This window comes from Hoyosella sp. YIM 151337 (genome assembly GCF_026041215.1).
GTDB lineage: Bacteria > Actinomycetota > Actinomycetes > Mycobacteriales > Mycobacteriaceae > Hoyosella.
In genome coordinates this window covers 1-19,415 of the sequence record NZ_JAPEIQ010000016.1, presented here as the reverse complement: position 1 = coordinate 19,415, position 19,415 = coordinate 1, and the positions used below count along the sequence as shown (strand labels likewise).

The 19,415-nt window shown below is 64.6% G+C and carries 20 protein-coding genes; 5 read left to right on the top strand and 15 right to left on the bottom strand.

Annotated features, from left to right (window positions below; all coding sequences use genetic code 11):
* Nucleotides 1–2: 2 nt before the first annotated feature.
* The 13 genes from ONR57_RS08910 to ONR57_RS08850 all read right to left on the bottom strand — a co-directional run bounded on the left by ONR57_RS08910 (nt 3) and on the right by ONR57_RS08850 (nt 13,470).
* Complete coding sequence (locus tag ONR57_RS08910) at nt 3–596, bottom strand: hypothetical protein (RefSeq protein ID WP_265122865.1); 594 nt, start codon at nt 594–596, stop codon at nt 3–5.
* Between the two features lie 19 nt (nt 597–615).
* Nucleotides 616–2,250, bottom strand: coding sequence for a M23 family metallopeptidase (locus ONR57_RS08905; RefSeq protein WP_265122864.1), 1,635 nt, complete (start codon nt 2,248–2,250; stop codon nt 616–618).
* Entirely contained in the window at nt 2,247–3,833 is a 1,587-nt protein-coding gene (locus ONR57_RS08900) for a hypothetical protein (RefSeq protein WP_265122863.1), read from the bottom strand. The genes ONR57_RS08905 and ONR57_RS08900 overlap by 4 nt, the downstream gene beginning before the upstream one ends.
* Nucleotides 3,834–3,905: 72 nt before the next feature.
* A complete protein-coding gene (locus tag ONR57_RS08895; protein WP_265122862.1) occupies nt 3,906–5,390 on the bottom strand; it encodes an SCO6880 family protein in 1,485 nt (494 codons plus the stop codon).
* Nucleotides 5,387–7,066 carry a hypothetical protein gene (locus ONR57_RS08890; RefSeq protein WP_265122860.1) on the bottom strand — a complete coding sequence of 560 codons (1,680 nt, stop codon included), beginning with the start codon at nt 7,064–7,066 and terminating at the stop codon, nt 5,387–5,389. Before ONR57_RS08890 ends, ONR57_RS08895 begins: the two co-directional genes overlap by 4 nt.
* Nucleotides 7,051–7,902, bottom strand: coding sequence for a hypothetical protein (locus ONR57_RS08885; RefSeq protein WP_265122859.1), 852 nt, complete (start codon nt 7,900–7,902; stop codon nt 7,051–7,053). Before ONR57_RS08885 ends, ONR57_RS08890 begins: the two co-directional genes overlap by 16 nt.
* Complete coding sequence (locus ONR57_RS08880; protein WP_265122858.1) at nt 7,899–8,549, bottom strand: hypothetical protein; 651 nt, start codon at nt 8,547–8,549, stop codon at nt 7,899–7,901. Before ONR57_RS08880 ends, ONR57_RS08885 begins: the two co-directional genes overlap by 4 nt.
* A 52-nt stretch (nt 8,550–8,601) precedes the next feature.
* On the bottom strand, nt 8,602–8,880 hold the full coding sequence (locus ONR57_RS08875) for a hypothetical protein (RefSeq protein ID WP_265122857.1): 279 nt from the start codon (nt 8,878–8,880) through the stop codon (nt 8,602–8,604).
* The gene (locus ONR57_RS08870) at nt 8,880–9,179 is read right to left on the bottom strand and encodes a hypothetical protein (RefSeq protein ID WP_265122856.1); all 300 of its coding nucleotides are present in this window, start codon (nt 9,177–9,179) and stop codon (nt 8,880–8,882) included. The genes ONR57_RS08875 and ONR57_RS08870 overlap by 1 nt, the downstream gene beginning before the upstream one ends.
* Nucleotides 9,176–9,811 (bottom strand): DUF6668 family protein, encoded by a 636-nt coding sequence (locus ONR57_RS08865; RefSeq protein WP_265122855.1) that lies wholly within the window; start codon nt 9,809–9,811, stop codon nt 9,176–9,178. Before ONR57_RS08865 ends, ONR57_RS08870 begins: the two co-directional genes overlap by 4 nt.
* A gap of 156 nt (nt 9,812–9,967) precedes the next feature.
* Nucleotides 9,968–11,749, bottom strand: a complete 1,782-nt coding sequence (locus tag ONR57_RS08860; protein ID WP_265122854.1) for a cutinase family protein — start codon at nt 11,747–11,749, stop codon at nt 9,968–9,970.
* Nucleotides 11,750–11,753: 4 nt separating this feature from the next.
* Nucleotides 11,754–12,491 (bottom strand): hypothetical protein, encoded by a 738-nt coding sequence (locus tag ONR57_RS08855; RefSeq protein WP_265122853.1) that lies wholly within the window; start codon nt 12,489–12,491, stop codon nt 11,754–11,756.
* Nucleotides 12,472–13,470, bottom strand: coding sequence for a hypothetical protein (locus ONR57_RS08850; protein ID WP_265122852.1), 999 nt, complete (start codon nt 13,468–13,470; stop codon nt 12,472–12,474). The genes ONR57_RS08855 and ONR57_RS08850 overlap by 20 nt, the downstream gene beginning before the upstream one ends.
* A gap of 675 nt (nt 13,471–14,145) precedes the next feature.
* Between ONR57_RS08850 and ONR57_RS08845 the strand changes: the two genes are divergently transcribed.
* Complete coding sequence (locus ONR57_RS08845) at nt 14,146–14,574, top strand: hypothetical protein (protein WP_265122851.1); 429 nt, start codon at nt 14,146–14,148, stop codon at nt 14,572–14,574.
* Between the two features lie 72 nt (nt 14,575–14,646).
* On the opposite strand, the gene ONR57_RS08840 is transcribed toward ONR57_RS08845, so the two are convergent.
* Nucleotides 14,647–14,799, bottom strand: coding sequence for a hypothetical protein (locus ONR57_RS08840; RefSeq protein WP_308198671.1), 153 nt, complete (start codon nt 14,797–14,799; stop codon nt 14,647–14,649).
* Between the two features lie 373 nt (nt 14,800–15,172).
* A complete protein-coding gene (locus tag ONR57_RS08835) occupies nt 15,173–15,571 on the bottom strand; it encodes a hypothetical protein (RefSeq protein ID WP_265122849.1) in 399 nt (132 codons plus the stop codon).
* A 15-nt stretch (nt 15,572–15,586) separates the two neighbouring features.
* On the opposite strand from ONR57_RS08835, the gene ONR57_RS08830 reads away from it, so the two are divergent.
* The 4 genes from ONR57_RS08830 to ONR57_RS08815 all read left to right on the top strand — a co-directional run bounded on the left by ONR57_RS08830 (nt 15,587) and on the right by ONR57_RS08815 (nt 19,090).
* Nucleotides 15,587–15,763, top strand: a complete 177-nt coding sequence (locus tag ONR57_RS08830) for a hypothetical protein (RefSeq protein WP_265122848.1) — start codon at nt 15,587–15,589, stop codon at nt 15,761–15,763.
* A gap of 70 nt (nt 15,764–15,833) precedes the next feature.
* Nucleotides 15,834–16,448, top strand: a complete 615-nt coding sequence (locus tag ONR57_RS08825; RefSeq protein ID WP_265122846.1) for an RES domain-containing protein — start codon at nt 15,834–15,836, stop codon at nt 16,446–16,448.
* A gap of 562 nt (nt 16,449–17,010) precedes the next feature.
* Nucleotides 17,011–17,226 (top strand): hypothetical protein, encoded by a 216-nt coding sequence (locus ONR57_RS08820; RefSeq protein ID WP_083826723.1) that lies wholly within the window; start codon nt 17,011–17,013, stop codon nt 17,224–17,226.
* Between the two features lie 1,342 nt (nt 17,227–18,568).
* Complete coding sequence (locus tag ONR57_RS08815; RefSeq protein ID WP_265122842.1) at nt 18,569–19,090, top strand: hypothetical protein; 522 nt, start codon at nt 18,569–18,571, stop codon at nt 19,088–19,090.
* The last annotated feature ends 325 nt before the right edge of the window (nt 19,091–19,415 follow it).

Here is a 19,415-nt window from a genome sequence, read left to right as displayed (position 1 = left end):
TCCTAGTAGGTTTCCCGGTAGCCCGTCAGGCCCCACGCGCCGCCGCTGTATTCGAGTTCCGCGAGCACGGTGAAGGTCTTCTCCGCGATCACGCCGCTGCGCTGCCCCATCACCCGCTGGGTCACCGACGTGCGCGCTTCGGCCAGTCCGGGCCCGGTCTCTTGCACCTCTCTGACACGCACCGTCGCGGACACGATTTCCCCGTTCGCGGCCCACCTGTCCCAGTCCGCGTCATGGCGCACCCCGGACTCGCTCAGCCCTGCTTCCGCGGCCGCGAGCAGCGGGCCGCCGAGCCAGTCCTTTGCGCGGATCAGCGCCGCACCCCGGTTCGGCTCGATGGCAGGCTGCCACGTGTAAATCTGGGTCAGGGCGTTGACCGTCACTTGCTGCACGGTCGCGTTCTGCGGTGTTTCGATGCCGTAATCGCCGTGCATCGGTGCCCCGTCTTCACGCGGCACCACGGGCGACGGAGAGACAGGAGCCACGACCGGCGCCGTGTCCTTCGCGCCGCAGCCCGATATCAGGACGGCACCGCCTATCCCGGCGGCGAGCACCGAGGCCGCGACCCGCGCACCTGCCCTATGAGTTCTAGACAACCTATTTCACCTCACCTAGCTAGTCCTTGTTGGTTACCCGGTATGAGGGTTCGAGGGCGAGAATCTTGTCGGCGTACGGGCGGGTCTGGTTGAGGTAGTCGGGATGCCCCGTGGGGAACCCGCCCTCCCGGATCACTGAATGCGGGCCCGCGTTGTATCCGGCCAGGTACAGCTCAGCGCGGCCGTTGGGTGCCTGCACCCGGCCGTCCTCGATCGCGGCGTCGATCTCTTCGGCGATCACGCACATGTACCGGCCCTGGGTCATGACCGCATCGGGGATGCTGTACGGGTCGATCGTGCCGTCACCGTCACCGTCGATCCCGTACGCGGCCCAGGTGGCGGGCATGAACTGGCTGGGCCCCAGCGCTCCTGCCGAGCTGACCGCGTTCGTCCGGAAACCGGACTCGGCCTCGATCTGCGCGGCCAGCAGCGACGGTGTGATGCTCTCGCACTGCTCAGCGGACTTGCGCAGCCACGGCAGATACTCGCCGGGCACACTGCCGGGTGCGACATCCCCGCCCGGCCCGGCCAGACCGGCACACGGATCAGCGGCCCTGCCGCCGCCGGAACCGGCGGTGTACTCCTCGTCCCCGGTAGCCATCGGCGACGGCACGAACGTCACATGCACGTGATCCATGTGGTTTTCGGTGTCCGAGCCGCGGTCCTGCATCACCGACCAGCCACTGCCGGGCAGCCAGATACGCTGCCGCCAGATCACATCCGCGACCTGATAGTGCCCGGCGTTATCAATGAAATACTGCGCGACCGCGTCACCGACGGCCTTGCCCTCGGGGGCGGCATAGTTGTCGATCATCACGTCGATCGCGCGGCCCTCCGGGTGATACGGGTAGGGATCATGCGGCCGGTGCCCGCCGATGGCTCTGACTTCGGGGAACTTCGCTGCCACTGTCCGCATCCCGCGCACCCCATTGACCTGCATGCGGGCCTCCGACCCGATCCCGGCAGGCGTGGCAGCCAGACGAGTGCCGCGCGTGTCTGTCACCGCGGCCACCAGATCAACCGGATCATCACCGCCGCCCTCCGCATCGCCGCCGGGAGGATCGCTGGAGTCTGGGCGCGGCGCGGAGCCCGGCTCCAGGCCCGCATCGAAATACGGGCGCGGGTCGACGTCGTGACCGCCGAACCGGCCACCGATCCACACCTCGAAATGCAGGTGCGCACCGTAGGACTGCCCGTTGTTGCCGACATCGCCGATGTGCTGGCCAGCACGCACCGTGTCACCGGTTTTCACGTGCACGCCGTGGGGCCACATGTGCCCATACACCGTGCTCATCTTCTCGCTGCCGACGCTGTGATCGAGCACGATCCACATGCCGAACCCGCTCGCGGGCCCAGCTTCGGCGACCACACCGTCCGCGAACGCGTAAATCGGGGTGCCATCGGCGGCGCCGAGGTCAATACCGCGGTGCATCGTGCCCCACCGCATCCCATACGGGGACGTGTGCGCGTAGGTGCCCGCACGCATCGGTTTGACCACACTGCCCGGCGGCATGCTCGTGGTACCGAGCCCCCCGCCCCCGCCGGGGGCGCAATCGAGCCGCTGCTCTTCCTCGGCGAGGATGACGACCAGCATCACGATCATCAGCAGAAGAGCTGCCCCGGCGGCAACAGCGGCGGTGACCATCCGGGTCATGACGCATCGGCACCTGTGCGCAAATTATCGAACCGCTTGTTGGTGTTATGGATGTCTGACTTAAACTCCGCGCCAGTGAATTTCGTGACAACCGGGATACCGGGGCGGTGACCGATTTTCAGCAGGAACCGGCCGCGCCCCGGCGGTGGCCGCTCCACACCACGGTCGGCATCCCAGGTCGGCGGGGTCGACCACGCCGACACCATGCCCTTTTCCACATTCGTGAAGTGCACGACCCCTTCGAGCCGTTCGAGGTCCGAGTCCGGCAGGCCCCCGCAGATCAGCACCCCGGCCCGCTCAATGAACCCCAGCGCTTTCGCGACATCCACGGGATCACGCAGCGCGTCCAGGTCTTTCGGAGTGTGCGAAATCAGCATCAGCGACAACCCCAGGGTCCGGTTGAGGCGGGTCAGCGCGTCAACCTTTTCGACCATGCCCGGCCCGGCGCCAAGAACCTGCCACAGCTCATCCATCACCACCAGGAAATGCCGCTGCGGGCCCAGACCGTTATCGGCGAGGGTGTGCGCGGCCTCGACCGCATCGAAACCACACGCCCACACCGCAAGCATCACCGCCGCGAGCAACCGGCTGTCGGTGTCGGGGATGCCGGACACATCCACGCACACACCCACGGAATCCACGTCGATCGGGTGCGTGGTGTGATGGGCGAACACATCACCGAGCGCGCCCTGCAAAAGGGCCTTGAGTGAGGAACGCAGCGGCTTGACCGCCGCCCAGAACTCCTCTTTCGATTCCGCCTCGGCCAGATCCCACAAATCCGTGTGATCCTCGCGGTGCAGCAAGTCAATCAGGTCCTGCAACAGCGGAGCCCGGTCCGCGAACCGCGGATCGCTGTCGAGCATGTCAATCGCCCGCACCAGCATCGCTTCATCGGTTTCAGTGATCGGGGACCGGCGGATGATCGTCAGCAGCGCGGACACCAGATTCACCCGCTGCGCCTGCATGCGCGCCTTCACCCGTGTGGCTTCACGCTCGAGCCCATGCGCGGCCAGGATCGGGATGATCGAGCCCAGCGCGCCGGGATCAAGCGGATTCAGATGCCCCTCACCGCGCGAGAGATTGATGACCTGACCACCGAACGCGCGGACCTGGTCGCCGTAATCGGGTTTCTTATCCCCCAGCACCAGCGGGGTCACGCCCTGCGCCACCGCGCCCGTAACCACCTTGCGCACCAGCGAGGACTTGCCCAAGCCCGGCAGGCCCAGCACGAACGCCGACGGGTTATTGATCAGCTTGCCGACGTGAAACCACGTCAGCGGATCGAAACAGACCGGCGCGGCCGTCAGAAGATGATCCCCGATATACGTGCCCAGCGTCGGCGCGCCCGCACCGACCACCCACGGCCACAAACCACATACCTGGTTCGAGGTGCCGCGCCACTCCTTCGGCGCGTCAATCACACCCCACCGGCCCGAATCCTGCCCAGACCAGCCCTGCGGGCGCCCCAGCAGCGACCGCAGCATGCTCGGGCGGGTCGCGAACGGGTCCTTGCGCAGCGACTGCGCCTCCCCGCGCAGCCGCGCGAGCTCTTCCTTGCGTCTGCGGCGCTCTTGCTCCCGCACCGCAGCCCGGATGTCCGCCTCCGGGTCAATCACGATTTCTTTGCTGAACAGCGATGTGATCAGTCCCACCGCTCAGCCCCCCAGCGCGGTCGGGATCGTGACGTGGTTCGGCAGAATGAACCCGATACCCAGACCGGCCGCGAACGCCGCTGACTGATAGTCGTAACACGGCCGGGTCTGAATCCGCGCCGAGGCGGTCAGCGAATCAAGCACCGACCGCATCCGCGGAACATGCTCCGGGTCCTCCGTCGTCGCGGTGATCAGCATCGAGAACGGCACCAGAATGTGGCCCATCGCCTCGTCATCGCGAACCTTCGCCAGCTTGCGCTCCCGCAGCAGCGCATCCGCCGACTTGGTGCGGTTCGAGGTTCGCAGCGCGTTGAGCGCGTCCCGGTAATCCGACTCGACCTCTCGCGATGACTTCCCGATCGTCATCGGCCGGTACACGATCGCGACCCGCTTGCGCGGTATCTCCGGGTGCGCGGAGAGCAGCCGCCGCAGAATGTCCTCGGTCAGCGTCGCTTCCGGCGCGACCTCCATCGCGGTGACATGCGAATACGCCCCGTCATGCTCTAGCAGCGTGGAACTCGCTTTCAGCATCGAGGGCCCCACCGAGTCCCACCGCAGCGTCGCGGTGTCCCCGCTGGTCAGCGCGTCCTCGATCATCTCCTGCGCTGACGGCTCATACGAGCGGCGCACAAACCCGCAGATCTGCGCACCCGTCATCGGGTTCGCCGCGACCCCGCACGCCTCCAGGGTCTGGTAAAACTCCGGCAGACGGCCCGCGATTTCGAGCATCTGCGCTTCCGGGGAGCGGCGCCGCTCCCCCGTGGTCGCCTTAAACGTCAGCGCCAGGCGCGCGGCCAGCTGCCACGTGCCCCGGCCCATCTCCGCTGACTCCCGCATGATCTGCGCGGCCAGCGGCGGCGCTCCCGGGGAAATAAGACGCAGCTGCTCCGAGCGCAGCCGCTGACCCGTATCCGGCAGCGTCTCGATAGTGACCGTGGCCGCGCCGATATCGTCATGCTGACCAAGATTGGCCAGCCACGACCCCCACGCCGCCACGAAATGATCAATCTGATCCGGTGACAACAGCTCATCCCCGGACGGAGAGCACGACAGCACCACCGTGCACTCCCCCGTTTGCGGCAGCCGGATCATCCCGAACCGGTACTGCCACGCATCCTCACCCTCATACAGCTGAGACGACGCCATCCCGCCCGGCAGCCGGTACGTGTACCCAGGCAGCCGCGAAAACGGCCCCGACCGGTACAAATGCTCACCGCGGCGGCGCATCTGCGCCGCCTGAATCTTGCGCACCGCCCACATGTAGCCGGTGCGGCCCTGCCACGACAGCGCCAGCGGCGCGATCGCGGCCGCGCACACCACCATCACAATCAGGCCCGGCAGCGGGCCCGCGATCAGAAACGTCAACAGCGCAACGATCACACTGACGATCAGCATGATCGACGGCCAGAACGTCAGCCCGAAAAAGCCCGCCGAACGCGGATACGAGAAGTTACCGTAGCGCGGCCGCGCCTTCTCCGTTGTCGTCATCGCCTTCCGTCCTTGCTGCCGTCCGCGGCCTCCTCCACAGTCCGCTCCACCCCGCGCAAACCCCCGCCTAACTGCTGGCCCAGCGCCATGCCCGAATACCCGCCGCCGCGGCCCCCGGAAGCACCACTCGCTCCGCTGCTCGCGCTCGACGGTCCCTGACCGGCACCCACCGGCTGCGGCCGCCCGGCCCCGCCGCGCGCGGCCTGCTCACCCGAACCAGACGGCACCGCACCAGCACCCGCACCCGGCGCGCCAGAGGCAGCCGGACCCGCACCAGCATCAGCTCCCGCGCCAGCTGCTGCGGGGGCGGCGCCAGACGCGCCACCAGAACCCGGGGAACCCGCCGAATTCAGCGCGCCATGCCCCGCGCCGCCAGCCATCTCGCCACCACCCGCGCCCCCGGCCGCGCGGGATGCCGTGGCACCCGCCCCCGACGCCAACGCCGCGCCGCCACCAATACCGCCAGTCGCGATGGCCCCGGCCGCGATCGCACCACCGGCAAGCACACCGGTCATACCGCCGCCACCGCCAGCACTGCCGGTAGCCGGAGCGACCAGGCGCATCAGCGCCGGAAGCGTGAACACACTCAGTGCCAGCAGCATCAGCCCGGCCATCGCCATCCCCGCGTCATCAAGCCCGTACTCCACCGCGGAAAACGCGATCAGATACACCAGCGCCGCGACCGGCTTAAACAACAACAGCGCCACAATGAACCCGGTGATCCGCTGAAACGCCACATTCCCGCGCTCAGTCGCCGACGCTGACGCCGCGATCGGCCACGCCGCGACCGCGAGAATCAGCATCGCGTTACGCACCAGAATGAAAAGAGCATTCACAAAACCACTGATCAGCAGCAGCGCACCCACAATGATCATGCCGAACGCGCCCTGATCACCAAACGTCGGAAGAGACCCCATAAACATCAGGGCCAGCCGCTCATCCACGATCTGCTGATCGAGCACGCCCTGCACGATCCAGTCCGCGATCGAGTCCGACGCGGCCGTGCCAACCACCACCAGCCCGGAAAACAACGTCGCCACCATCGCCATGCGCAGCACGGCGGACAACGCATTCTGCGCATCATCAGGACGATGCGTATTCCACGACACCGCCGCGCGCAGGCACACAATCGACAGCGAAATAAACGCCAGCCAAATCTGCAGCCGGATCGTGTGATCATTTACCAGCGACAACAGACTCGACATCACCAGGTCACCGGACTCGTTGCGAAGCGGCTCCCCCGACGCGTCCGTCTCATACAGAACCGGGGTATCAATACTGATCCACCACGTCAGCATCATCTTCATCGCACGCTCAGCCGTCGACCACGCCGACGCCGCCGCCGACCCCAGCGCACCCTCGGTCATCCGGTCGAGCGTGGCATCCAGCGCAGCACCCGCACCCTCACTCAACCGGTCCACAGGACTCGGCACCGCATCACGAACACTCGCAGCGAAATCGCGGCACACCTCGCGGTCCACAGCACTGAACAAGTCGAGAGTTCCGCATACCGCACTTTCGGCGGCACCGAGAGGAACGGACGGCATCCCCGGAAGCATCTGTGCATCGGCTCCCGGCGCGGCTGGCCCCGCTCCAACCAACAGCGCAGTGAGCAGCGCAAGCGTGCCCGCGACCGCGCGTGAATAGAGCGTGCGGTCCCCTACCACTGGACCCATCCCTCACCCAGGGCATTGAGGTCTTGCAGCCTCTCGACAGCGTCCGGGATGTATTTCCAGTCGCCGTCGTGCCACACCACGTGCAACCTGGCTACCAGCCACTGGTGATCGGAAAGCCGGCCAGCAACGTCGATCGCGGCGCGGTTTCTGTCGAAGCGTTCAACGCGGAACGCGTCGTACTTATAGTTCACATATTGCGCGGCCTGACTGCGGGTTACGCCCTCTGCGTCAAGCTCGGCAGCGTGTTGACGCCACCCCGCAATCACATGGGCTCGCACAGAGTCCTCTACCGGCTGGACACGATTGCGCAGATCGAGAGTGACAAGCTGCTCGTCAATGAGCCCCGCTCCGCTGCTGGAATCGCACCAGTTGCTGCGTGCGCGCAGCTGAACAGCCGCGAGTGCTGCGCCTTGGGGTGTGCGGGAGTAGCCCTTGGCGCGGCAGTCCCCGACTTGGTAGGGGCCGTCACCAGAGAAGGGCAGGGAGCCGTATGCGGTGAGCTGCCATTCGATCCCCACGGGGGCGGTGATCGGCTGCCCTGCTTCCCAGTCGCGGCTGGGGTTGAGGTCGTGTGGTTCTCCTTCGGGATTGACTGGCCGGAGAATGACGTTGCCCCACAGGTCGGTGAAGGAGGAGTAGAAGCCGCTGACCGCTTCCCCGGTTTCAGGTGGCGCGGCAGCCGGTTCCCTCGCGTCGTCACGGCCGCTGTCGCGGCTGAGCATGATCGCGACGGCGATCACGACGATCAGGGCGATGAACGCGGCCGCGAATGCCCAGGAGACGGAGAACGTGATACGCGGCGGCTGCGGTGTGCCTGTCGTATTGGTGTCACTCACTGCGTGCTCCCTTCAGCGGAGAACGGGCGGTAACTGTCGAGGCTGTCGACCGGGCGGGGCGGCTGCGCCTGGCCCGACGGTTCGAGCACCAGCCGCCAGTCCCCGTCCGCCTCTCCAGGTGCGGCAGAGGGATTGAGCATCCATTGGACGGTGAGTTCACGTGCGTGCAGCGCACCGTCTGGTGCTTCGGTGACCGCTTCGAGGACTGCTTTCTTGTCGTCCCAGCTGATCCATCGGTAGCCCGCCCAGCGCGGTGCCGTGTCCCCGGCTTCCCCGGCGACCGATACCAGCGCGCGGGCCGCAGCGAACTCATCGCGACCCGGGCCCGGCACGGTCATCGACGTGAGCACGCGCGCCCATTCGCGGTCCCCGGCAAGGTTCACGGCTGTTTCCGCGTTCAGCGCCGCGAGCAGCGCACCGTGCGGGGTGCGGGCGTAGCCGGTGCGCTCAGCTCCCGTGCTGGAGCGCGGCCCATCCTGTCCCGAAGGAACCGCAACACCGCGCAGCGGTGACCAGGTCACCTCCGGGGTCACAGCAAGATGGGACCCGGCCACGTCCTCAGCAGCAGGTTCGTGCGATGCGCTCCCACAGGCAGCTGCGAAAACAACAGCGAAGGCCACCCCCGTTGCTGCGAGTGTTTTCCGCATAGTTTCGTGTCTCCCTTGATTGTGTTCAGCCGCAGCTGTCGCTTCGCCGTGCTCAGGCCAGGATTTCTCTCAGCCCGGCCGCACCCGCTGCGAGGAATGCGCTGATGACCGCTGCCCTGATGAGCACTCGCACCATCGGTGATTCGGTGATGTCTTCGCTGTTTCGCTGTCGCCACCACAGCGCTCCAGCCGCGGAAATACTCGCGATCAGCGTGATCGCGATAATCCAGCTCAGCCATCCCGTCGCGCGCACCAGATTCGCTGTCACGTCCTCTGGAAGCGGCTTACCGGGAAGCACGCTCGCGGACACAAGTGTGTGCAACCGGTTCATCAGAAGACGAGTGTGTTCACGAGAGTCCCTGCGATACCGAAGACCGCGGCACCGAGGATGCCTTTGAGCAGCCGTCCTTCGGCGGTGTCGGTCATCTGCATCATGCCGCTGCGCCCGAGAGCCAGCATCGCCCCAGAAGCACTGACACCGACGATGCACATAATGACCAGGCCCCACAGAATCCAGCGGACCACCAGCAGGATGCGATCACCGCCGGGCGGCGCCTGCGGGGAGCCAGGATTGATCTGGGCGAGATACTGGGCGGCTTCGCCTCCAGCGAGGAAGAGTTCGGGTGTCAACTGACATTCCTTTCAGGGATGGGCGGGTTGGTGTTCGCGATGACGTCGCGGGCTTTGCGCAGCAGTGCCTGCCCTGCCTCGATCACTTCCACCGGAGGCTGCGCCCCAGGGTCAGCCGCGCTCCGGGACCGCCCGAGCATGGGCCGGTCCCGGGGATGCCAGCGGGGCAGATCCTCACGAGGGCAGGTGCGCCATTGCTCGACCCACGGCAGATGCCAATGCTCACCACCGGCCTTGCGGGCCGCGTCGGCAACCAGCGAAAGGTGGTGCCGCATCGCAGAGGGCAGCTTTCCCGGACCGTCAGCAATGGTGATCAGGCCGGCGAAAACCAGCCCATCAGGCACAGCTCCCTGCGGGAAGTACCGGGCAATCTGGCGGTGCGCAGCACTCAGGCCCGTTCCATGAGTACGGGCCACGATGACCACCAGCGGTGACTCGCTGGGATGCCCTGACGGCCACTTCCGCATGCAGTCCCCCGCTGGCAGCATCACCTGCGTCAGCGTGGACACTCCTGCCCCGCCATGAGCGCCGAGCAGCCAGAAAGCAGGGTGCGCCGCGCCTTCCCGGCCATAGGCCGGGATAGGCCTGCGCCACACTGTTTCTGGCACGCCAGGCTCGTCGTCAGTGCTCATGAACCGGCTCCATACGGGCGCGGATGCGGGGCGCAGGAGGACACGGCTGTCCGCACCTCTGCAGCGTGTCGAGCGGCCAGCGACCGCGGCCAGCGGGGTGTGGAATAGCGGCGGGATTCAGCATGCTCAGCGGAGTCATTCATCTGTGGACCTTCCTTACTGCTGCGCGGCCAGGGAGCGGGCCGCGTCAATCTCGGTCACCACTGCTCCCGGGGTCAGATCGGAGATGATGGCCTTGAGCCAGTCCGCGACCCACTGCGTGCTGGTCTGCCCGTACTCCCCGATCGGCCACGACGGATACGCACCGTGCAGGGCAATCCCCTGGTGATAGCGCGCATCAGTGGCCGCGCGGATCAGCTCTTCGTTATCGGTAAGCCCGTTCTCCACTTCCTGCCGCACCGTCGAGGCAAGCGAATTGAGCACCGCCTCCGGCGGAAACACTTCGGTCACCGCGCTGACCACATGAGCGCCGAGCACGGCAAGCGCTGCGGCAGGGTCAGCGATCCCTGCCATCGCGACCTGCCCAATCACCTCCGGTGTGAGCACCTTCTGTGCGACTGTGACCGCCGCACCGAACCCGAAACGCCCCAGCTCAGCCAGGCCCGCGAACGGATCGTGTTCCTCCTCAGCACCGACCTGCGCCTGATCGGCCAGGTAATCCGCCAGCGTGCGCTCACCACCAAGCGGCTTACCCGACGCCAGGTTCTCCAGCGCACCATCCGCGACCAGCGCGCTCGCGGTGCGAAGCGTCATCCCCGACAGCGTTTCCGCCACCGAGAACGCCACCCCCACGGGGTCTTCGACGCTGAGGTCGAGACGCCCGGCGACACCGGTCACCACCCGCGAAATAGGGGCATCCGGTGCCGAGCACGCCAAATCACCGGCAATACACAGCGACATCACCCGGCCGGTCAGCGCCCCGAAATCGCTCTTGTCGATCGGGGCGATGCCCTCACCCGGTGCCGGCTCAACCGCGATCGTGTGCAGCGAGGTCACCGCGTCCCCGCCTGTTCCCGGAACCGGATCAGGTGCCGTCGTTCCCACGGGTTTACCAGGGAAGAAACCAGTTCCGGCCGCACGGCCCGGATCGGAGAACATCGCGGCCGCGGCAATGAAGTCCGGGTCAACGCTGCTGTCCCCGTTGGCGATCGCCGCGAGTACCTCACGCACCACCTGAGCGCCCTGCGAGAAACCCACAACCGCGGCCTTCGACGCCTCCCGGCCACTCATCCGCGCCGGCGAAGCCGGGGCAGTCCCCTCGCTGCTGTCCTCAAACCCTGTCGCGGGTGCGGTATCCCCGCCCGACAGCCACGACGGCCCGAGCCCCTCATCCGCTCCCAGGCCGTCACCGTCACTCGAGTCAGGGGCGCTTAGCCACGATCCGGAAACAGCGTCACCGGCACTGCTGGTTTGCGACGGTGCGGTCAGCCACGACGGGGTGACACCGCCCTCTGGGGACTTCTCGCCGCCGGGGTCTGCCGGATCGTTCGCGGCGGTCGTGGCAGGCGCAGAAGCCGCGGGCTCTGGGACCGGTCCGGTCAGCCCAGCCTGCCCGCTGCCGCACAGCTGCTGGAACTCTTCGAGGACACTGATCGCGCCCGCGACCCCAGTTGCTACTGACTCAACGTAGGGAGTGCCCTGAAAGCCGAAGTCCCCCGCGTACGGAACCACGTACCGGTTGAACTCCGTCGTATCTGTCGTGGTCGCGACCGGCACAGTGACCTGGGTCAGCATTCCCGAATCCATCGACGGATCAGTTACCCATGACGCCTCGCCTGTGCCAGGAACGACGACCGCAAGCAGCCGGGGGCACTGGCCGTCGATGATCGTGGCCAGATCACTGGTTCGCGGTTGCGCGGCTGCGGACGGTACACCGGCGATGCCCGCGGCTACCAGGAGAGCAGCCGCCGCCGCGGTCACACGTTTGACAAGGCTCATCGTGTCATCCCCCGCTGCGGATCGAGGTGAGACGCCACGCCCCGCCATCAGTCTGGCGAGCCGTGATCGTGGAGCTGAACAGATCGACGGCACCTCCTGGTGCCATCTGCGTCACCAGCACGTCGGCAGTGGATTCCCCTGTCAGGATGATTTCGACGCAGTGCTGAGTCCCCTCAGGGATCGAGTTGATTCCCTCCTGCACACCCTCAGCGGTGATGCCTGACTCTGGCGCGAGTACACGCGCTGCTGATTCTCCGTCCCGGTCGACGTAGTAGGCATACTGAAGCGCGAAAATCGCGCCCGGAAGTGTCTGATCATCGCCGGATCCGTTACCGGTGACTTTCTGCCCGGACGCTGAGGACTCACACCATGCGGGTGCTGATTCCTCCTCTGGCTCCGGTTCTTCACTCATGGCCGCCGCGCCCGTTACTGCGGGTGAGTTGCTCGCCAATCCGATCGGGTCGCTCGAAGCCGGAGCATCACGAGACGCCATCAGCAGTCCCGCAATAGTCCCGCCTAAGACTCCAGCAATGACGAAACCCCCGGCGATGATTCCTGCCGCAACAAGGGTGGGGCCCCGCGGGGAAACGGGGTCCGCCAGATGCTCAGCCGGATGTGGTGTTTCGCAAGCTGTGCCCTCGCCTGGTGCCGCCCCGGCCGAGAATTGTGCCCAGTCCTGCCAGGAGCCACCTGCGGAATCAGGCTGGATAGGGCCGCTTTCCTCATCCTTGGAGGAAGGCATCCACCATCTCCTGCACGGGATCTGACGTTTCCCCACCTGGGGTGTCGACAACGAACCGCGGCTCCGGCAGAACGTCAGCGAACACCGGCGCTGGAGCGGGCGGCAAGACAAATGCCTCTAGGTCAGGATTGCTCGCTGCCCCAGCAATCACGAGCGGTTCAGGCTCGGGGAAAAGCTCACGCGCTTCCTCGTCCGGAAGGGTGTCGCCCGCACCGAACGCGGCACCCGCGAACGCGCCAGCCGCGCCGCCCGCGATCGCGGCCGGGATGCCGACAGCGGTCGCGCCGACCGCGCCGCCAGTGACCGCGCCTGCCGTTCCGCCGGCGACCGTGCCTACACCAGGAACGAACACGGAGCCACCTGCGGCCCCGATCGGCGTACCGATTGCTGCACCAGCGGCACCACCAACTACAGCGCCCGCACCTCCAGCGAGCAGCGCTCCCGTAGCGCCGCCGGCCATCGTTGCGGCCGCGACCTTGTCTGCACGATCCGCGTCACCCAGCCCGGCATCCACCCACGCGTTCGCGATATCCGCCTCGATCAGCGCGGACTGGTTGTTCGTCTTCTCGAGGTCGTCCTCGCTCATCCACTCCGGCTTGTCAGTGATGAAGTCACCGATACGCAGACGCCCCTCGGGAGCAGCTATCGGGGCGATCACAGCGGCGGGAGGAACAGCCTCTGACGGTGTAACTTCCTGTACCGCAACAGGTGCGCTCTGAACTGGAGCGCTGTACTGCGCGGGCGCGTCATACTGGCGCCACTGCACATTCTGATAGCGCTGCTGCTGCGGGACTTCCATCCACACCTGACGCTGCGGGGCAGGTGCAGGATCAGGGCTAGTCAATCCGGGCTGGCCCCCACCTGATGGCGGAGACGCCAGCCCGGGCTGCGGATTCGCAGACGCGATTCCACCAAACAAGGGTGTGGACAGTGCGGCCGCAGACACTGCGGCCACAGAACGGATGACGTTCTTCCTCAACGGGTTTTCCTCTCAAATGGCATGACGTGCCCCTACAAATAGGGGCAGAACGGGTGAGGTGGGAAGGAAGAGCGCGCCCGCAAGAGTCCTTCCTGCAGCCGCGTACAGCGAGTCTCAACGCGAAAGTGGGCAATCCGAGCGGGAGCGCGGGAATCTCACACGGCGATCACAAAAACGGCGCGTTCCTCCTTCGCTGTCGACAGGTCCGACAGCCGGGCGCCTAGAATAGAGGAACTCCGCTGCGAACTGATGTGCGCCCACGGGCCTCATTTGGCCGCAGGGCGGGGTACGTATGACACCTCCCGTCAGCAGATACTTGTTTGCCGACATGACTGCTGGCGGAGAGGTCTATTACTTAGATTGAAAAGGACACGTCAGGCCCGCGTATCACACTGTTCGTATCCGGCCCCCAGGTGCAAGCATGCAGCTCATGAGCGTCTGGCTCGCAGATCATCTTCCGTTCACCCCCGTAAAACCTCCCGAAGCGGATAAAACCACACCGGTAACGTCTTTGCAACAGTGAACGCTTGATAGAGGCACGTTCCGGCGTACGGGTAAACGTTCTCGGCGCCGAACAGCGCGCTAAACGCACTTCAGACACAGGCTGCCCTAGATTAGTGTGATAGCGCGCCCGCGATAAGGACACTCGAAGCTTCACCAAAGGGAAGGTCTGGGATGGGCACTGACTTCGCAGACAGGCTCCGGTATCTGATCGGCAACGTGCACCCTCCCGACCGCGGGCCCTACAGCCAGGCCGAGATAGTCAGGATGGTCCGGGCTCGCGGCGGAACCATCGGAGAAGCGAACCTGTCTCAACTACTGAGCCGCAAACGCCAGCATCCCGGATTCGAAACGGTGAAACATCTCTGCGACGTCTTCGAAGTACCGCTCGACTTCTTCGGCCCAGAAGAAGAGTTCGAACGAATCAAAACGCAGCTCAACCGACTAGATCCTGACCAGCACCCCTCAGCAGAGGACGTCATCAATGCACGCACCAAAGACGACACAGATGAAATAGCCGCCGCAGCAAGAGAACTCAGCGAAGAAGACCGAAGCATCATCCTCGACCTCGTGCGCCGACTCCGTACCAGGCGACGCAAATAGAACGGACCCATCTCCCTCAAGATTGCTGCGTCTGGTCAGCACCAGCGCCACGTAGTGCTCGGAGCATCCGTGTTAGTAGAAGCCATCGATGAAGACCGCGATGTCGGCGGTCCGTCGTAGTGACGGCAGAGGGCGAACGCTGACGCGGTAGCGTAGTCCCGCGGCGTGCAGAAGGCGTCTTGCCGCGAGCTCTGGCTTCGTGTCTCGCGAGCGATTTCCCCGCATGACCTTCTCGGAGTGGAGGGTACTCGCCCACGAATCGGTTCCCACGCCTCACTTCAGGGTTTTCCGTCGGTGCCAACGTTCGGCAGGATGCTTTTAGCCAGGTTCGGCCGGTTGACCGTATCTCAGGCCTCCAGCGCACGGCAGCTGTGTCCGCCGGTCGCTGGGGAACTCGGCGTGGACCGCAGCGCCACCAGCGTCTCGCAATACCTGCTCGCTCTCACATCCCGAGCTGTGTACGTTAGAATCTAATGTACATAACGTACACGGAGGAGGTGTCATGGCGTCTCGTGTTCCTCACAGAAAGGCTGGCATTAGAAGCCATGTCAAGCCGGGACTGTCGGCCGTCGCCTTCAAGAGAAGCAGAACCCTGACCTCAGCCCGGAGCAGCGTCCACGTTCCCCCGAGAGCCTTTACACAGCGGGCTGTCTGGAGTCAGGGGAAGGGTCATGTCCTTGTTGATGAGCACCGGATCGCCAGAATCGTAGAGGACGTACTTGGTAAACGCGGCGTGGGCCTGCCGGATAGCCCGGCAGGCGGTTCTCCGCTTCCGGAGGGATATGCCGATGCAGTCCATCGAAGCAACCTTTCGCTGCTGGAATCCCTCGAGACGGTTAAATCCGGGCAGGCTAACAAGCTGCTCTCCCCCAGATCGGAGTCGGATAGCCGCTCCCTGGTAAAGAAACTCCGCGACAGCGGGGATCTCATCGGCCTGCCGCGGGGCCAGCGCCCGGACTATGTCTACCCAGTGTTCCAGTTCGACCGGGCCAGACACCAGGTTCATCCTGTGGTGGCACACGCGAATCAGCTGATCGGTGCCGCATCCGATCCGTGGGGTGCAGCGTCGTGGTGGCTGACCCCGGCTGAGCCACTAGACGGTGCAGCCCCGCTCACTCTCCTGGAGTCGGGCAGGCTCACCGAGCAGCATGTGGACGCGGCGGTTCTGTGGGCACAGAGAGCTATGTAGGCATTGCCGCGAATACAACGGCAATCCTGCGGACACGGATGTCATTCCTGCAGGCGCCAGCCTCTGGCGCGTGTACCGTACCGGCTCTTCCTACTCACCAGTGTCGTTCAACACCAGCGGCATCCCTCCGCTAGCCGATGACAGACAGGCTGAGCTTCCCAGTTCCTCCCAGGGCAGGTTCGACCTGGTGCACGATCCGGAGATCTGTCCCGGCGGAGAGGAACTCGGCGGGCAGCTCTATGTGGGCATGAGCCTGGCAGCGGCAGTCGCAGAGGGCGTCCTGCGCAACGCGAACATACCGCAGTCGCTGCGCGTACCCTCGATCTGGCTGGCAGGTAAGTCACTGGCATTCATCTCCGTGCTCGCCCCGCTCAGAGTTGCCGTCCTGCATGGCAATCACAGCCTGACCAGACTCAGCCTGGACGGATCACTGGCCTCATCGACCTGGAGGGACTACGCCTGGTCCAGGATCACCGCGACGCGTGTACTGCTCGCAACCCCTGGCGCGCAGGGACTGCGGTACCAGTGCAGGCACGCCCCGGCAGAACTGGCTTGCATGCTGATCGACGGGCGCGGCCAGCCAGTGCTCAGACTGGAACGTCATGGCAGGCTCGACGTACAGGGCTGGGCACGAGACGCCGTCGTGTCCTCATTGTTCTCGGATTTCGGCCTGGTCACTACATAGGTGGTCGCGGTGTTTCTGAAGCTGGCGTTCGGTCGCTAACCACGACCGTCGTCGTGGATGCTCGGACTTGTGTGGCGTGTCAGGTGGTTTCGTGTCTCTAGTGCCGCTGTTTCAGTGCTTCCCTGGAGGTGAGGATGACTGCGCCGGACGCGTGAGCGGGGCGTGGCTGGCTCATATCGGCCAGTCATCAACCTTCGCCACACCACAGTGCCAGGTAGGACCCATCGCCACGCAGGATAGGCGGGCAGCTCCTCGGACTCACGCCCACGCCCTTGTCACACTTTGGCCCCACGCTCGTCGCCATTCCAGCTATCACGACTCACCCATTTCGAGATTCTGCCGAGTTCCTTGCCCTACGACGAGCGGTTGAACGCTGGCCGCATCTATCAGGGACACCGCGAAACTTGGTGTGCCCAGGTGTACCCATTTCACTTCAATAGCGCTCATGGGCAGTCGATGTGCTGATGGCTGTTAGGCGTCAACGAGATTCGAAATTGGCTATCCGCAACTCGCCGGCGTGTCCTCCCCGTTACCGGATAGCCAAAACGGCAAGATTGTGCCCATGGCTGGATTACGCAAACCTGGTCGCCCGAGCAAGGGGCCGAGAGAAGCCTTTCTCGCGCGCATGCACCCCGAGTTGAAATCCGCCCTGCATAAGGCGGCTCAGGACCGAGGAATCACCGCGAACGACCTGATTGCTGTGCTGATTGCTGAGCACACCGGCCGAACGCATCTTGTGGACTACCAGGAGGTACTGCCACTGCAGAAGACCGCCTAAACACGAGCGGACTCGTACATACCGGCGGTACAGGCCCTGCAGAGACAAGAAGACCCCGGCTGCCACCGGGGTCCTCCGAGAGCCAACCAGAGAGCCAGGCTTTCTCTGATTCTGTGCTGCCCCTTTGAGAGGAGCAAAACTGCTTGTCGGCAGTTTTGAGGGTACCGTGCACCCTCACACCATTCAACTGAGCACGAGCGAAACACGCACGAAGTTCCATAAACATCACGTGGAAATTTGTCGTATGACCTCACCGTTCAGAGTTCTTCAATCTCTCGCGGGCGTGCTCAGCGGGTCATTGACCGTGCATCAAGCCCCCCAGTTGCCGCGTCGCAACGCTCAGCCGTTTGGTCGCGTTAGGCCGGTACGTCAACTGACTCAACCACATTCGCCGACCATCCACCTAAACGTTGGCGGGACGCGGCATCGCTCCCCCATCGGGTATGGCCGTAAGAGCCGCACCCAGCTTCCGGCAGTAAGGAGGTACTCCAGCACATCGATCGGACAACTGCATTCGTCACTGATCAGACACATACCCCAGAAATGACGAAACCCCCGGGCAGGGGGGTTTGAACTCGTCAGGGGTGAAACGAAGTTGGCGCTTCGTTTCGGTCTGGTCCAACTGAAAGGAACAGAATTGCTGGCTAGCAGTTCTGAGGGTAGCGCATACCTTCAAGACCCTTCAACGATTTCACCCAAAAAGTCCTGCGTGTCGCAGTACCGGGGGTGCAGCCACACTCGTCGCAGACGCGGAACTGCGCGCACCGCAACGCAGATCGTCGCGGCACTATCCCCTACCCGGCCAGTCGCGCTCGAACTCGATCCTGATGCACACCAAGGTGTTCCATGCTGGTACAGCCGAGACACATGGCTTAGCGATGTAGAACGCATATACCGCTCGCACTACGAACAGGCCCGGCGCAACCTCACCGCCGGTGTCAGCCTAAAAACACTGATGCGCGTTGCAGCTGTCATGGCGGACGCAGCTGATCACACCACTGGCCGCAACTCCCGTGTCGACAACACCACCATTGCCGCGAAACTCCAATGTGCTACCAAAACCGTCACCCGCGCCCGAAACCTACTGCGGGAGCTTGGTCTTGCCACAGAGATACTCCGCGGCCGCCAGCGCACACTCAGCGAACGGATGGCCTCGTGGCGCTGTGGTGACAGGTCCCGTGGTTGGGCTTCTGTATGGGCACTGCACCATGTCAAACCACTTGTGCCTGTGGATAACTCAACCAAGAAATACTCAGCTCAACATCGAATGTCCACCCACCCCCGAAGGGGTCCCGTAGGGATAAATAGTTACGTTGAGAGAGTTATACCTACAGGCAAACCTGTGGAAAAAAGAGCGCCTGCGGCGCCCTCAAATACCAAGAACCGGCTCGCTGCGGACCCCGACGGGCTGCGCCTGGCCAGAACCTGGCTTTCTGACCCCTCTACGCCACGCTGGGCGCACAAACACACCGACCTTGGGTGGGCACGCGTGCTCGCCAAGCCAGCCAAATACGGCTGGTGCAGCCGAGATCTCAACCAAGCCCTCCGCGACTGGCAAGGCTTGGGCCATTACCTGCCTAGCCAGCCACACCGTCCCATCGGACTTGTCGGCAGAGTTCTCAGAACCCTCGACCTCAACGACCGCCCCGCCGCCGCTGACATCGCCCGCGAAGCCGAAGCAGCTGAACAGCGCCGCCAGCGCGCACACTGCCCCCACTGCGACGAACACGGCTGGCGCACACCACCACAGAACTACACCGGCCCCGACCTCGCCGTCCGCTGTAACCACACCGAAGAGCAGAACGCAGTCTGGATGCAGCTACAAAGGAGCGAACTACCGCCTCAACTCGAAGGGGATGCGTAGAACGAAGAGGACCATTCGCCTGCTCACAGTTGCACATTCCCGGCTCACTTCTGCCAGCAGGAGCCCCATATTAAGCCCATACCAACGACCTTAGTCTGACCCGTATGTATGGTCGTTCAGTAGGGCCCATCGCATGGTCGGTGTCATGGCTTGCTGAAGGTTCGGTCTAGTGAGACTGATGACGCGGGCCGGACGATGTTCAGCAACACGTATACTTCCCTAGACTTTCCACCTAGATATAGTGATCTGACGACGGGGCGGGTGTCGACGGCAGGTGAATACTGACCCCCTGTCGGCAGTTGAATTTTGACCCCCGGGGACCCTG

Coding starts and splice junctions, on each gene's coding strand:
- ONR57_RS08905 (WP_265122864.1), bottom strand. CDS start 2,250: ATGACCCGGATGGTCACCGCCGCTGTTGCCGCCGGGGCAGCTCTTCTG.
- ONR57_RS08895 (WP_265122862.1), bottom strand. CDS start 5,390: ATGACGACAACGGAGAAGGCGCGGCCGCGCTACGGTAACTTCTCGTAT.
- ONR57_RS08890 (WP_265122860.1), bottom strand. CDS start 7,066: ATGGGTCCAGTGGTAGGGGACCGCACGCTCTATTCACGCGCGGTCGCG.
- ONR57_RS08880 (WP_265122858.1), bottom strand. CDS start 8,549: ATGCGGAAAACACTCGCAGCAACGGGGGTGGCCTTCGCTGTTGTTTTC.
- ONR57_RS08875 (WP_265122857.1), bottom strand. CDS start 8,880: ATGAACCGGTTGCACACACTTGTGTCCGCGAGCGTGCTTCCCGGTAAG.
- ONR57_RS08865 (WP_265122855.1), bottom strand. CDS start 9,811: ATGAGCACTGACGACGAGCCTGGCGTGCCAGAAACAGTGTGGCGCAGG.
- ONR57_RS08860 (WP_265122854.1), bottom strand. CDS start 11,749: ATGAGCCTTGTCAAACGTGTGACCGCGGCGGCGGCTGCTCTCCTGGTA.
- ONR57_RS08855 (WP_265122853.1), bottom strand. CDS start 12,491: ATGCCTTCCTCCAAGGATGAGGAAAGCGGCCCTATCCAGCCTGATTCC.
- ONR57_RS08845 (WP_265122851.1), top strand. CDS start 14,146: ATGGGCACTGACTTCGCAGACAGGCTCCGGTATCTGATCGGCAACGTG.
- ONR57_RS08840 (WP_308198671.1), bottom strand. CDS start 14,799: ATGCGGGGAAATCGCTCGCGAGACACGAAGCCAGAGCTCGCGGCAAGA.
- ONR57_RS08820 (WP_083826723.1), top strand. CDS start 17,011: ATGGCTGGATTACGCAAACCTGGTCGCCCGAGCAAGGGGCCGAGAGAA.